The sequence below is a fragment of the Marinobacter sp. L-80 genome, assembly GCF_056859395.1.
Genome location: NZ_JBSXOI010000075.1, coordinates 35,277 through 47,912, shown reverse-complemented (window position 1 = coordinate 47,912; position 12,636 = coordinate 35,277). Strand labels below are relative to the sequence as shown.

Sequence of the window (12,636 nt, the reverse complement as noted above, 5' to 3'; positions counted from 1 at the left end):
TATTAGAGGATTACTACAGGCCTCAGGCTTCCCGGATCAGGTCCGGCGAGTTATGCCTCGGATTATTCACCTCCGGCGAAACGGGAATGGCTTTCAGCTGTTCAGGATCCAGGCGATGGGTCACTGCTCGCAATTGTGTCCGGTCGGTGATTTCCGGATTCAGCCAGTCCCTCAGGCAGGCCGGATCAAGCACCACGGGCTGACGTTCATGGATATGCTTCAGGTGTTCGCTGGCCGGTTCGGTGATGATGGCGCAGGCGGTGGTCTCGTCGCCTTCTCTCGGGGTCCAGAGGCCGGCGAAGAAAATCGCCGGATACTTCCCGGAATTCGCTGGCGTTATGTAGTGAGGTTCTTTCCCATGTTCCGTTTGTTGCCATTCGTACCAGCCATTGGCCGGTATCAGGCAACGGTGATGGGCAAAGGCGTCCCGGAAGTATTTTGATGTGGCTGCTGTTTCTGCGCGGGCATTGATCGGAGCCGGCGCTTTCTGATCCGCCCAGGCCGGCCGGAAGCCCCAGTGGGAGTGAGCCATGATCAGGCTGCCGTTCATGCTCATCCGGATCATTGGAATACCTGTGCCGGGAGGGATGTTGTAGCCGGGGTCAAAATGCCCGTCCACCTCCATGCCCTCGGGAAAAAACTCGAGGATCAGGGTGTCCGGTGGGGTATAGAAGGTGAATCGTCCGCACATGATAACTGGTTGTTCCTCACACAAATCCCGGTGCTGAAAGCCCACGGTTCTGGATTCTGTTAACCTTAGCAGATGCTGAAACTATCCAACGCTGTTGAACTTGCTGACTGGGAAATCGAAATCACCCAGATCCGGGCCCAGGGTGCCGGCGGCCAGAACGTGAATAAAGTCGCCTCCGCGGTGCACCTGCGCTTCGATATTCCTCACTCCTCTCTGCCACCGTTCTACAAGGAGCGACTGATGTCGCTCAATGATCAGCGAATCAGTAAAGAGGGTGTGCTGATCATCAAGGCGCAATCTTTCCGAACCCTGGAGTTAAACAAGGAGGATGCGCTGGAGCGGCTGAAAGAGCTGATCCAGGAGGCCGTCAAACCCCGCAAGGCCCGACGTCCCACCAAACCGACCCGGTCCTCACAGCGCAAGCGTGTGGACAAGAAAACCAAAAAAGGTAAAACCAAGGCCCTGCGGGGCAAGGTCCAGGTTTAGGCCGAAGCCTGTTCGCTACCCCGGGACTCCAGCTGCTCCAGGAAAGCCCTGATGTCATCGAAGGCCTCCTCCGCTTCCGGGAGTAAGGGCACAAAGATCTGCCATACGTGCACCATTCCCGGCCAGGTATGAAGGGTAATCGGAGAACCTGCCGCTTCTGCCCGCGCGGCGTAACGCCGGGCGTTGTCCAGCAGCATCTCGGTGTCGCTGGCCTGTATGAGCGTTGGGGGCAGGTCCTTCAGATTCCCGCGTAATGGTGAGGCGACAGGGCTGGTCGGGGAGACCCGGAATGCCGCCAGTGTGGCCCACCAGATAACCGGCAGTGGGATTTTCGACAGGCCACCAAACACAGGCCCGAGCAGTGGATCGGTACCGATGTTGTTGCGGTTGCTCGGCGCGGTCAGGGTCAGATCGGTGGATGGTGAGAACGCGATGGCAGCATCCGCCTGGCGCAGGCCATTGTCACGAATCCACGCAATCAGCCCGAGAGTATGGCTACCGCCGGCAGAATCCCCGGCGACCACCATGAAATCAGCCGGTTCGGCGCCATCAGGGCCGTGTTTCAGGAGCCATGTATAGGCTTCGCGGCAATCCCTTACACCGTCCATAAACCGGTTCTCCGGCATTAAACGGTAGTCCAGTGCGAACACTGCGGCTCTGGTTATCTGCGATAAACGGTCGGTAATGGCCCGATGGCTTCTGGGGCTGCCAGCGGCCCAGGCGCCACCATGAATGTACAGGATGCGGCGGCGGGTATCACATCCCGGGGCGAGAACCCATTCGCCACGGGGTGACTCGCAATGGCGCAGCTCCGAGGCCAGTTCAATGCCTTCACTCAGCCCGTCCATGTGTTTTCGGAGCGCCATCAGCCGCGCCTTACCGCGCAGGCCTTTTGAAGATTGCCCAAGCTCGCGGATGCGTCCCAGCACCTCCCGGTTGGCTTCGCTGGGTGTTGCGTCTTTGATCGGGTAATCATCCCGGTCCAGATGAGACAGATCCTCAAGCCGGAACAGAAGCAGGGTTGCGGCAACGATGAACACGATGATGGCGAGAATAATCCAGAGCATGGTCGATCCGTATGTTATTGGCCCCACCGGGCAGGTCGAACTATCCTTCAAATGATACTCGCAGATTTGTCCCGGTTCTGCCCGGAACGGTCACAGAAGGAGTCGCGTGTTGCAAATAGCCTATCGGGCCAGAGACATAACCGAAGCCCACATTGTGGCTGGTCTGTTGGAAGCCAACGGTATTGAGGCCCATGTCGGAGGTCATTACCTTCAGGGTGCCATGGGTGATATTGGTGCCGCGGGCTTCAGCAACGTGCATGTCGATGATGAGGATCTCTACCGGGCGCGGCAACTGGTGTTCGAGTATGAGCAGACGTCCGGCAGCAGTCTCAGCCGGGCTGCCAGCGACCAAGAGGACCGCCCCGACCACTACGCCCGCTGGTTTCTGTTGGCCCTGGCCATCGTCGCTCTCATCCTGCTGCAGATCTACTGACTGATCGGTCTGGGGTCACCGGGCGTAGCCCTACCCACACTTCCCAAGCAACAGGAGAAAAAGCTTATGACAGATCAACCTGTAATGCTGATTACCGGCGCGTCGTCAGGCATCGGCGCGGAAACAGCGCGAGCGGCCGCGAAACAGGGCTATCGGCTGGTTCTGGCCGCGCGCTCTGAAGACAAACTCAAAGGCCTGCAGCAGGAGCTGGGTGGCGAGGAAAAGGTGTTGACGGTCCAGTGCGACGTCCAGAGCGGTGATGACCAGAAAAACATGGTCGACCAGGCCCTGAAAACCTTTGGCCGCATTGATGCGGTGTTTGCCAACGCCGGCCGCGGTGGTGAGCCGGGCGGATTCAGCGGCGCTGACCCGGACGTCTGGAAGGATATGATCCTCACCAATATCTACGGGGTGGGCCTGACCCTCCAGCATTGCATGCCGGCGCTCAAAGAGAGCAAGGGCCACTTGCTGTTAACCGGGTCTGCGGCAGGCCGTGCCACCATTCCCGGTTCCATGTACAGTGCGACCAAGTGGGCGGTAACCGCCATTGGCTATGGTGTTCGTGAGGAGCTTCGAGGCTCCGGTATCCGCGTTACCCTGATCGAACCGGGCATGGTGGACACGCCCTTCTTTGATGAACGTCCTGGCCATGCATTGAAGCCGGAGGACATTGCCAATGCGGTCATGTATGCCGTGGCTCAGCCGGCACATGTCGATGTAAATGAAATTCTTGTCCGGCCCACGCCCAAGGTTGAGTAACCGGTAGGGGCGGTCGTAACGGAGGTTGTTTTGAGTCAAACCGATCGCGTCGCATTGGTGACCGGCGGCGCCAAAGGCATGGGCCGGGGCATTGTGCTTCACCTGGCCGCTGCTGGCTGGAAGGTGGCGTTCTGTGACACCGACAGTGCCGTCGGTGAGCGGTTGGCCGCCGGTGCAGATCATGCACTGCACTTTCTGCTCGGCGATGTGGCTTCGGAAACCGATGTGGAGCGCATCGTTGCCGAAGCCCTTCGCTGGGGCGGCCGTCTGGACGCCGTTATCAATAATGCCGGAATCGCCAATCCCGAGACGGGGCCGATTGAGGAACTGAGCCTGGATCAGTGGCAGCGCCGCCTGGACGTGAACCTGACCGGGCCGTTCCTGGTCACCAAGCATGCGGTGCCGCACCTTCGAAAAACGAAAGGCGCTATCGTTAATATGGCCTCCACAAGGGCGCTTCAGTCCGAGCCGGACACCGAGGCATACGCCGCTACCAAGGGTGGCATTGTGGCACTCACTCATGCCCTTGCTGTGAGCCTGGGGCCCGATGTCCGCGTTAACTGCATCAGTCCCGGCTGGATCGATACCCGGGCCTGGCAGGGCGGCGCAGAGCCGGTTGAACCGCTTTCCGAAAACGACCACCTGCAGCACCCGGCGGGCAGGGTAGGGCAACCTGGGGATATTGCCTCCTTGGCGGCCTACCTCATTTCGCCTGAGGCCTCGTTTATCACTGGCCAGAATTTTGTGGCCGATGGCGGCATGGTGCGCAAGATGATCTACGAGGAATAGAGCGTTGCCACGGCTTTTTTTCGGGCTGGAGCTTCCGGCTGAAATCAAGGCCCGGTTGTTGAAGGTCAGATCACCGGTGACAGGCGCCAGATGGCAGAGTGCTGAGCAATTGCACATCACCCTCCTGTTTCTGGGGAAGGTGAGCGGGGAAGGTCTCGAAGCCGTAGCCAGTTCAGCCCGTGAGATAGATTCGGAATCCTTCCCGCTTGAGGTTGCCGGCGTTGGTTGTTTCGGCCAGCCCGAAAGGCCGAAGAATCTATGGGCCGGTGTTCAGCCGGCGGCACCGGTGGCTGCGCTGCACCAGACTCTCGGGCGGCGACTGGAGAGTCTGGGCTTTGTGGCTGAACGTCGGGCATTTCGCCCGCACATTACGCTGGCCCGTTTCAAACGCCAGCCGGGTTCTGTTGAACCGTTGTTGGTTGAATATGGTGACCATGGATTCGGCCAGTTCCGGGTGACTGAATTTGTGCTTTTCGAAAGCAAGCCTGGCCCGGCCGGTTCCGTGTATTCAGTGGTCGATCGCTTCTCCCTGCGCAACGCCGGATAGCCGATTTGTCTTGACGAATCCCTGTCGTCCCACCAAAGATGAGGGGAAATCAACGCCTTTCCTGAGGTGTCTATGTGCCCCCCGTTTTCCGATCCTGATCAGCGTCTGTACGTCCGCAATGCCACGCTTGCAGATATCCCAGGCATCATCCAGCTCAGTCGCCGGGTTTATGAAGGCACGGGCATGTACGGCTATACCAAGGGGCCGTTGACTGGGCAGATCAATACCTTTCCCGACGGCCAGTTTGTTGCCATGCTCGGAGACACCGTGGTCGGCTACTGCGCCACGTTCCGGATCGCGGAAGAGATCGCACTCGCTGCCCACGACTGGACCTCCATCACCGGTAACGGTTATGCCTCGCGGCATGACCCGGAGGGGGACTGGTTGTACGGGATGGAAGTCTGTGTTGATCCGGAATGCCGGGGTTACCGCATTGGGGAGCGGCTCTACAACGAGCGCAAGCAGTTATGCCAGGCCCTGAACCTGCAGGGAGTGGTGTTTGCCGGCCGTTTGCCGAGCCTGCGCCAGCGGCTGAAGAAGTTCACGAGCGTCGAGGAATATGTGGAGGCCATTCGAAGCAAGGAACAGAAGGATCCGGTGCTCTCCTTCCAGCTTCATCAGGGCTTCGAAGTGCACGGAATTATTCCGCATTATCTCGATGCCGACCACGATTCCATGGGCTATGGTATTCATCTGGTCTGGCGTAACCCGAAAGTACCCCAGTCGGAGAACAACGGCCGTCGGAAGCGCTACGGTCAACGCATGCGCGATACCGTGCGCATAGGCACGGTTCAGTACCAGCAACGCCCGGTCGGATCGTTCGACGAATTCAGCGAGATTGTCCGCTATTTTGTCGATGTTGTTTCCACCTACAAGGGCGACTTTGTGGTGTTCCCCGAGCTGTTCACCCTGCAGCTGCTTTCCATCGAAGCCCGCAAGGGCAGCCCCGCCGAGACCTTTGCCGCAGTCACCCATTACGCAGAGCGTTATCGTGAACTGATGCGGGATCTGGCTCTGCGCCACAACATCAATGTTGTCGCCGGCTCAACGCCAGTCCGTGAGGAAGACGGCACCATCCGGAACATGGCGTACGTGTTTCTCAGGGATGGTCAGGTGTTCAGCCAGCCCAAGATTCATCCGACGCCCAACGAGGCGTTCTGGTGGAACGTTCAGGGCGGCAACCGGGTCAGCGCCATCGAGACGGACTGCGGCACCATCGGTGTGCTGATCTGCTACGACGCGGAGTTCCCGGAATTGACCCGCCACCTGGTGGACCAGGGCGTGCATATCATCTTTGTGCCTTTCTGTACCGATGAGCGGCAGAGCTACCTGCGGGTTCGCTATTGTTGCCAGGCCAGAGCTGTGGAGAATCAGGTCTACGTGGTGATGTCCGGCAACGTCGGAAACCTGCCGAACGTACCGAACATGGAAATCCAGTATGGCCAGAGCTGCATCCTGACGCCCTGCGACTTTCCCTTCGCCCGGGATGGCATCGCCGCTGACACCGAGCCCAACGTGGAGACGGTTGCCTTTGCGGATCTGCGCCCGGAAGTACTGATCACTGCCCGCAACAGTGGTACCGTTAAAAACCTTCAGGACCGCCGGCACGATCTTTACAGCGTGACCTGGCGTGGTGAGTAAACCGAGCCGACAGGAGCGTCGTTTTGCCCAGTAGAGGGTCTGTAAAGCCTGAACGCATCGGCCGCGGGCTTCTTTGGGCCGGTGGTATGGCTCTGGTGGCCTGGCCCCTGGCGGTTGCAGGCTGGTCCTTTGCCATTGAACAGAGCTCGGTGGGTATGGCATTGCCGGATATACGGTCCGGCGGATGGGAAGTAACAGGCAGCCGTGCAGATGTCCGGCCTTCTGTGACCGCCAACGGTGATGTCGCAACCATCGATTTTGCTCCTTCGTCTCTTGTTCTGACCAAACATCTCACGTTTGTCGGTGCAGACCAGCCGCTGACGCTCAACAACCTGCGCACGGATCTCAGCAATACAACGGTAACCCTGGACTATGGCGCAAATGGCCCCTGGGCGCAGCGCATTTCCATTGATGGCGACATCAGGGTCGATGCCGCGCGCGTCGAACATCCGCAATTACTGCCGCAAACGTGGAACTTTCAGGGAAGGGCAAAGGGCCGCCTGGCAGATCTCAGGGTGCAGGGCACCTTGGCTTCCGAGTCCGGCTTTACGGCTGATCTCGATATCCAGCTCAATCCCGAAGGCGGCGTATCCGTCGCCATCGACTCTGTTATCGACGGTAAACAGGGCGTTCAGGCCCTGGCAGAAACCCTGGTCGGATGGCCGGATCTGCTGACAGTGGATTCTGGCAATGCCCGGTTGTCGATGGAGGTTTCGACCGGCCAGGGTGGTGAACTTGCAGCCAGTGGCAGCGTTGAACTGCAGGATGTTGGCGGGGTATTTAACCGGACCGCGGTATCAGGGCTCACCTCGGTTCTTTTTTCAGGGAATTACAGCGCGCCGGTCACGGAACTGCTGGCCGGCACTCTGGAGGTTCAGCAGGCCAGGGCCCGGTTCCTCGAAGGTACCCTGAGAGTGCCTCCTGCCAGGTACGATTTAGGCGGTGGGTCTGGTCGCATCCCTGTGGAGGTTGAGGACGTCTCCCTCAGCCGTCTGATGGCCGTGTATCCAGCCGAAGGACTGTCTGGAAGCGGGTTGCTTCGAGGGCGAGTTCCTCTGGGCATCAGTGGCGACGGGGTGCAGGTGAGTGCAGGCAGTATTTCCGCAATAGATCCTGGCGGCCGTTTGCAGTTGCCGGCGGACAAGCTCCAGGCGATGCTCGGTGGCAACCAGGCCATGGGCATCGTGGTCCAGGCGTTGCAAAACTTTCACTATTCAGTCCTCAACAGCACGATAGACTACGATGAACAGGGTAAGTTGAGCCTTGGCCTTCGCCTCGAAGGTAAGAATCCGGACCTGAGGGGTGGGCAGCCGGTGGTACTCAATGTCAATCTTGAGGAAGACATTCCCGCGCTGCTCACCAGTCTGCAGTTGAGTGGCAGGGTCAATGAAGCTGTTACCAGGCGCGTCCGGAAATTGCTGCAGGAATCCGGTGAGGAGAAAGCACCATGATAAAACCCGTGCGGCCCTGGTGGCCTGAAAGGTCGCCCATGGCAAGAACACTGATGATACTGATGCTTCCTCTGGCGATGGCTGCCTGCACGCCGACAGTGCAGATGGCGGCGCCAAAGGAGCCGATTACGGTCAACCTGAACGTGAAAATCCAGCACGAAATCTACGTGAAAGTGGATAAGGAAGTGGATGATCTGTTCAGCGAACAGGGCTTGTTCTGACTGTGTCCGGAAAGTTTGAGGGGTTGAAGATGAAACGATTGATACAGATGTTTGCGCTGGTTCTGGCGTTCGGTATCAGCGCCTCCGTGCTTGCCATGGGGCTGGATGAAGCCAAACAGAAACTGGACTCGGTCAAGCAGCAGGGGCTGGTTGGAGAAACACCGACGGGTTATCTGGAAGTGGTGCGCGCCGAAGGGCAGGCGAAGGAAGTGGTGGAAGCCATTAACAGCGCCCGTCGGGATGAGTACAAGCGCATTGCCGAAAAACACAACATTCCGGTAACCCAGGTGGAGACGGTTGCAGGCAAGAAGGCGATTGAGAAGACTCCGTCCGGCCAGTATGTGCAAATGGGCGGTAAGTGGGTGAAAAAGTAGCCCGGCGCGGCCAGGTGCGAGCCTCGCTTACCGTTTAACGCTCTTTTGCCTTGGCTTGCCGCCTTTTGGCCGTTTGCCCGATGCCGGCTTTTTGCCAGGTGCGGGCTTGCCTTTCGGGCCGGGGCGCCTGGCGCCACCGGGCTTACCTGGTGCGGATGCAGAGCCAGGCTTGCGATCAGGCTTTGGTTTGGCCTTCGTTCCGGACTTCTTTTTTGCTGGCTTGCCAGCGCCGGACGGGGCTTCGGAAGACGAATCCCGGATGGCATCGAACAGCCCGGCCAGCTCTTTCTCGCTCAGGTCCCGCCACTGGCCCACCGCAAGCCCTTTCAGGCTCACGTTCATGATCCGGATCCGTTCCAGTTTGGTAACCTCGTAGCCAAAATACTCGCACATGCGACGGATCTGGCGATTGAGGCCCTGAACCAGGGTGATCCGGAAGACAAATCGTGACTCCCGAGACACCTTGCACTTTTTCGTCATGGTTCCGAGGATCGGCACACCATTGGCCATACCCTCCACGAATTCCCGGGTGACCGGCTTGTCGACGGTAACCAGGTATTCCTTTTCGTGGTTGTTGCCCGCCCGCAGTATCTTGTTGACCAGGTCGCCGTTGCTGGTCATAAAGATGAGGCCCTGGGAGTCCTTGTCCAGACGTCCGATCGGGAAGATGCGTTCGCTGTGACCCACAAAGCGCTGGATATTGTGTTTCTCCGCGCTGTCCGTGGTGCTGACAATCCCTACCGGCTTGTTCAGTGCAATGAACACGAGATCTTCTTCAGCCCGTGGCTCGATCACCTGGCCGTTCACCTTGACCGTGTCACCCGGAAGCACCTGGTCGCCCACGGTTGCTCGTTTGCCGTTGATGTAGACGTTGCCTTGCTCGATATAGCGATCGGCCTCCCGGCGGGAGCACATGCCGCTTTCGCTGATGTATTTGTTGAGCCGGGTGGAATTGCCAGTGGTCATCGGGTGTCCGGTTGCCAGTGAGAATGACGGGCATCATATCAGTCTGGAACCCCGGTCGCAGCAGGGGTGGTTCTTTCCCGGCGTCTCTGCCATTCTTTGCGCCTATCCTTAAAACCAACAAACCCTGAGCCGCCATGGAAAAGACACGCATCACCATTGTTGCCGTTACCTGCATTGCCCTGTTTTTCCTGACCAACTACCTGTTCCGGTATCTGATCGGATTTACCGGGTTGCTGGCCTCATTGGTCATTGCGGCCCTGATTGCCGTCTACATGAGCTTCTCAATCGCACGGACCCTTGAGCGTTTGCCGATGCCTGAGGAGCGCTCACGGGCGCTGTGGATCTATGGCGGTTTTCTGGGCGCCCTGTTCGTCGCCTTCGGGGCCTGGATGTTCCTGGATGCCGGGATGGATGCGGTCACCCTTGCCACCCTGTTTGTTCACTATTTGCCCTATCCGGCTCTCGCGCATGCGCTGCTATCGGATAAGGCCGTCGGGATGTTCCTGAAGAAGGATCGTCCTGGGGGATAAGGTGTTATAATATAACGTTTCGATTCTTCAAGGAGTGCCTCCGACGCCATGGCTCAACCTATTCCCACCAGTCTGATACTTGGTTTTCTCGGTGTCGGTAAAACCACCGCCATTCTGGATTTGCTGAAAAACAAACCGGAAAACGAGGTCTGGGCCGTTCTGGTCAACGAATTCGGCGAGGTGGGCATTGATGGCGCCATGCTGCAAACCGAGGGCGCCTTCATCAAGGAAATACCCGGTGGCTGCATGTGCTGCGTGGCCGGACTGCCGATGCAGATCGGGCTCAACCAGCTGATCCACAAGGCCAAGCCGGATCGGCTGCTGATCGAGCCCACCGGATTAGGGCACCCCTCCCAGATTCTGGATACCCTGACCAGCGAACACTACCAGGATGTGCTGTCGATGGGGCCGGTGATCTGCCTTGTGGACCCTCGCAGGCTCGAGGAGCCGAAAGTGCTGGGCAATGTCCAGTTCCGGGATCAGGTGGCTGCGGCAGATATTCTTGTCGCCAACAAGACTGATCTTTGCACTCCCGAACAACTGGCCCATTTCGATAACTGGGCGGCTCAGCTGGAGCCGGCCAAGCGGGCGATTCACCACACACGGTTCGGACAGCTTGCGCCGGGATGGCTGGACGGCCAGTCCGATGCCCTGCCAGTGACCAATCCGGACGCTCACCATCACCACCATCATAAGGCTGCATCGCCGGCCCCCGCTATTGATGACGAGCCCTGGCAACAGATTACGAATCAGGGGCAGGGGCACTTCAGTGTTGGCTGGCGGATTCATCCGGAACTGATCCTGGACGAGAACGCATTGCTGGTGATGGCCATGGACTCGGCGTTTGTGCGCTTCAAGGCGGTCGTTCACACAGTCGATGGCTGGCGGGCAATCAATGTTGTCGATGGTGCTCTGACCGTCATTCAGGGTGAACCGCAGGCCTATAGCCGGGCGGAAATAATCGCGTCTGATCAGATTGATGCCCGGGAACTTGATGCCCGGATGCGGGCGGCCGCAGGTCTGGATCCGAGGTGAACGAGTGAGCCTGTGTCCGGTGTGTGAGCAGGGCAGTCTCTCGAAGTTCCGGGTGGTCAAGACCCAGCGTTACCTTCGATGCGATGTCTGCCAGGCCACGGTGATGGATGCGTCCTGCCGGCTATCGCCAGAGCAGGAACGGGACATCTATCGGCTCCACGACAATGACCCGTCTGATCCGGGTTACCGGAAATTTCTCTCGAAACTGACGGCACCTCTTCTTGAGCGTCTGCCACCGGGCGCCAGCGGCCTGGATTTCGGCTGTGGTCCAGGCCCGGCTCTGGCGCAGATGCTTGAGGCGGAAGGTATGGACGTCAGTCTCTACGATCCCTACTTTTATTCATCGACGTCCGTCCTTGATCAAACCTACGATTTCATCACCTGCACCGAGGTGGTCGAACATCTCTATGCGCCGGCTGCCGTCTTCAGGGATCTGGACCGGATGCTCAGGCTTGGTGGCTGGCTGGGCGTGATGACCTGCTTCCAGACCGACGATGACCGGTTCGACAACTGGCACTATCGCCGCGACCCGACCCATGTGGTTTTCTACCGGGAATTCACCTTCAAGCTGCTGGCCAACCGGTTTGGTTGGCATCTGGAGATACCGAGAAAGGATGTGGCGCTGTTCCGGAAGCCAGCCTAGGGCCTTTTTTGCGAGCACTCCGGTAGTGCAGGACAGTGTTCTGCGGATTTGGCATCGTCATGGCTCAGCAATTCCGACTGACCAAAACGATCCGGTGCCAGAGACGCAGCACACCGTGCAGCCTGCTTTGCTGTCCCCGAACAGCCGCTTTCCTGCAATGCGAAAGCAAGGTTGTTCCAGCCCTCGGCGAACTCCGGAAAACGTGTTGCCGCGCGCAGGAAATGGCCCCTTGCCTCATCCTGGCGGCCCAGTTTCCAGGCCAGGTTGCCTCTGGCCATGGTGGCCGTCGGTTGATCCGGCCAAGTATTCTCGGCCGTCTCATAGGCGATGCCAGCGGCGGTGGTTCGCCCGGTTGTTTCAAGGTCATGGGCGGATTGCAGAAAACGAAGTGGTTTTGCGGTCGCAGGCACCCGGTCCGGCGGCAGAATGGTCACGGCCCAGTTGTCCGCCCGCCCCCAGGTGTTCCTGAAAACCTCCAGATCTATGGCCTCCCGCTTGCGGGTATCGGTATGGAGGATCAGGTCTCGCTCCTCCGAGTCGTAGCCCATGACAACTGCAAAGTGCCATTGGGGCCACCAGTCGAATCTCAGATTCTGCATCACCAGCACCGGGTTGCCCGAGTCGATTTCGACCAGCAGGCTCTCGAGCTCTCCATCCAGCGGGTAAACCAGCATGCCGTGCGCCCGCGCGGCGGCCACCATCTCGACCTGAAGGGACCCTTCGCGACCGGGGATGTAGACGAGTTCTTTAAGGATGTCGGGGTCGGTGTGAAGTCCCTGGCTATTGAGCATCATTGCCAGGGACGCCGGCCCGCACTGATACTTCTCCTGCGGGTAGAAAGGCACATCGTCCAGAGTAACCCGATCGGGCCTTGAGAGCTGGTCGTCTTTAGGTGACGGCCATTCTGGCGTGCTCGCACAGCCAGCCAGCAGGCTGACCGTCAAAAACACGGTCAGCCCGCCGGAAATGGCTTTCAGTCTGGAGAACAGGACTGTCACTGCCC

At 59.0% G+C, this 12,636-nt stretch carries 16 protein-coding genes; 12 read left to right on the top strand and 4 right to left on the bottom strand.

The window, feature by feature from the left end; all coding sequences use genetic code 11:
- Positions 1-22 precede the first annotated feature (22 nt).
- Entirely contained in the window at positions 23-691 is a 669-nt protein-coding gene (locus AC13E3_RS17270) for an SOS response-associated peptidase (protein ID WP_008175999.1), read from the bottom strand.
- A 72-nt stretch (positions 692-763) separates the two neighbouring features.
- Between AC13E3_RS17270 and arfB the strand changes: the two genes are divergently transcribed.
- A complete protein-coding gene (gene arfB, locus AC13E3_RS17265; RefSeq protein ID WP_008175998.1) occupies positions 764-1,177 on the top strand; it encodes an alternative ribosome rescue aminoacyl-tRNA hydrolase ArfB in 414 nt (137 codons plus the stop codon).
- On the opposite strand, the gene AC13E3_RS17260 is transcribed toward arfB, so the two are convergent.
- Entirely contained in the window at positions 1,174-2,244 is a 1,071-nt protein-coding gene (locus AC13E3_RS17260; protein WP_482902284.1) for an alpha/beta hydrolase, read from the bottom strand. The genes arfB and AC13E3_RS17260 overlap by 4 nt on opposite strands.
- Positions 2,245-2,350: 106 nt before the next feature.
- Between AC13E3_RS17260 and AC13E3_RS17255 the strand changes: the two genes are divergently transcribed.
- The 8 genes from AC13E3_RS17255 (at position 2,351) to AC13E3_RS17220 (ending at position 8,459) form a co-directional block, all read left to right on the top strand.
- A complete protein-coding gene (locus AC13E3_RS17255) occupies positions 2,351-2,677 on the top strand; it encodes a putative signal transducing protein (RefSeq protein ID WP_264622635.1) in 327 nt (108 codons plus the stop codon).
- Between the two features lie 66 nt (positions 2,678-2,743).
- Complete coding sequence (locus AC13E3_RS17250) at positions 2,744-3,436, top strand: SDR family oxidoreductase (protein ID WP_286803485.1); 693 nt, start codon at positions 2,744-2,746, stop codon at positions 3,434-3,436.
- A 30-nt stretch (positions 3,437-3,466) separates the two neighbouring features.
- A complete protein-coding gene (locus AC13E3_RS17245; RefSeq protein ID WP_482902283.1) occupies positions 3,467-4,225 on the top strand; it encodes an SDR family oxidoreductase in 759 nt (252 codons plus the stop codon).
- 4 nt (positions 4,226-4,229) lie between these two features.
- Complete coding sequence (gene thpR / locus AC13E3_RS17240; protein ID WP_008175993.1) at positions 4,230-4,772, top strand: RNA 2',3'-cyclic phosphodiesterase; 543 nt, start codon at positions 4,230-4,232, stop codon at positions 4,770-4,772.
- Between the two features lie 72 nt (positions 4,773-4,844).
- Positions 4,845-6,413, top strand: a complete 1,569-nt coding sequence (locus AC13E3_RS17235; RefSeq protein ID WP_008175992.1) for a bifunctional GNAT family N-acetyltransferase/carbon-nitrogen hydrolase family protein — start codon at positions 4,845-4,847, stop codon at positions 6,411-6,413.
- 23 nt (positions 6,414-6,436) lie between these two features.
- Complete coding sequence (locus tag AC13E3_RS17230) at positions 6,437-7,864, top strand: intermembrane phospholipid transport YdbH family protein (RefSeq protein ID WP_482902282.1); 1,428 nt, start codon at positions 6,437-6,439, stop codon at positions 7,862-7,864.
- Positions 7,865-7,902: 38 nt separating this feature from the next.
- Complete coding sequence (locus AC13E3_RS17225; RefSeq protein ID WP_014576371.1) at positions 7,903-8,085, top strand: YnbE family lipoprotein; 183 nt, start codon at positions 7,903-7,905, stop codon at positions 8,083-8,085.
- A gap of 29 nt (positions 8,086-8,114) precedes the next feature.
- Entirely contained in the window at positions 8,115-8,459 is a 345-nt protein-coding gene (locus AC13E3_RS17220) for a YdbL family probable chaperone protein (protein WP_008175984.1), read from the top strand.
- Between the two features lie 27 nt (positions 8,460-8,486).
- Here the strand turns inward: AC13E3_RS17220 and rluF are convergent, their stop codons facing one another.
- Positions 8,487-9,425, bottom strand: coding sequence for a 23S rRNA pseudouridine(2604) synthase RluF (rluF, locus tag AC13E3_RS17215; protein WP_008175982.1), 939 nt, complete (start codon positions 9,423-9,425; stop codon positions 8,487-8,489).
- A gap of 134 nt (positions 9,426-9,559) precedes the next feature.
- On the opposite strand from rluF, the gene AC13E3_RS17210 reads away from it, so the two are divergent.
- From AC13E3_RS17210 to AC13E3_RS17200, 3 genes are all read left to right on the top strand, one after another.
- Positions 9,560-9,955 (top strand): hypothetical protein, encoded by a 396-nt coding sequence (locus AC13E3_RS17210; RefSeq protein WP_482902281.1) that lies wholly within the window; start codon positions 9,560-9,562, stop codon positions 9,953-9,955.
- Between the two features lie 48 nt (positions 9,956-10,003).
- Entirely contained in the window at positions 10,004-10,990 is a 987-nt protein-coding gene (locus AC13E3_RS17205; RefSeq protein WP_482902280.1) for a CobW family GTP-binding protein, read from the top strand.
- Between the two features lie 103 nt (positions 10,991-11,093).
- Positions 11,094-11,633, top strand: a complete 540-nt coding sequence (locus AC13E3_RS17200) for a class I SAM-dependent methyltransferase (protein ID WP_482902335.1) — start codon at positions 11,094-11,096, stop codon at positions 11,631-11,633.
- Here AC13E3_RS17200 and AC13E3_RS17195 read toward each other — a convergent pair.
- Positions 11,630-12,631, bottom strand: a complete 1,002-nt coding sequence (locus tag AC13E3_RS17195; protein ID WP_482902279.1) for a PA2778 family cysteine peptidase — start codon at positions 12,629-12,631, stop codon at positions 11,630-11,632. The two genes, AC13E3_RS17200 and AC13E3_RS17195, sit on opposite strands and share 4 nt — an antisense overlap.
- Between the last annotated feature and the right edge of the window lie 5 nt (positions 12,632-12,636).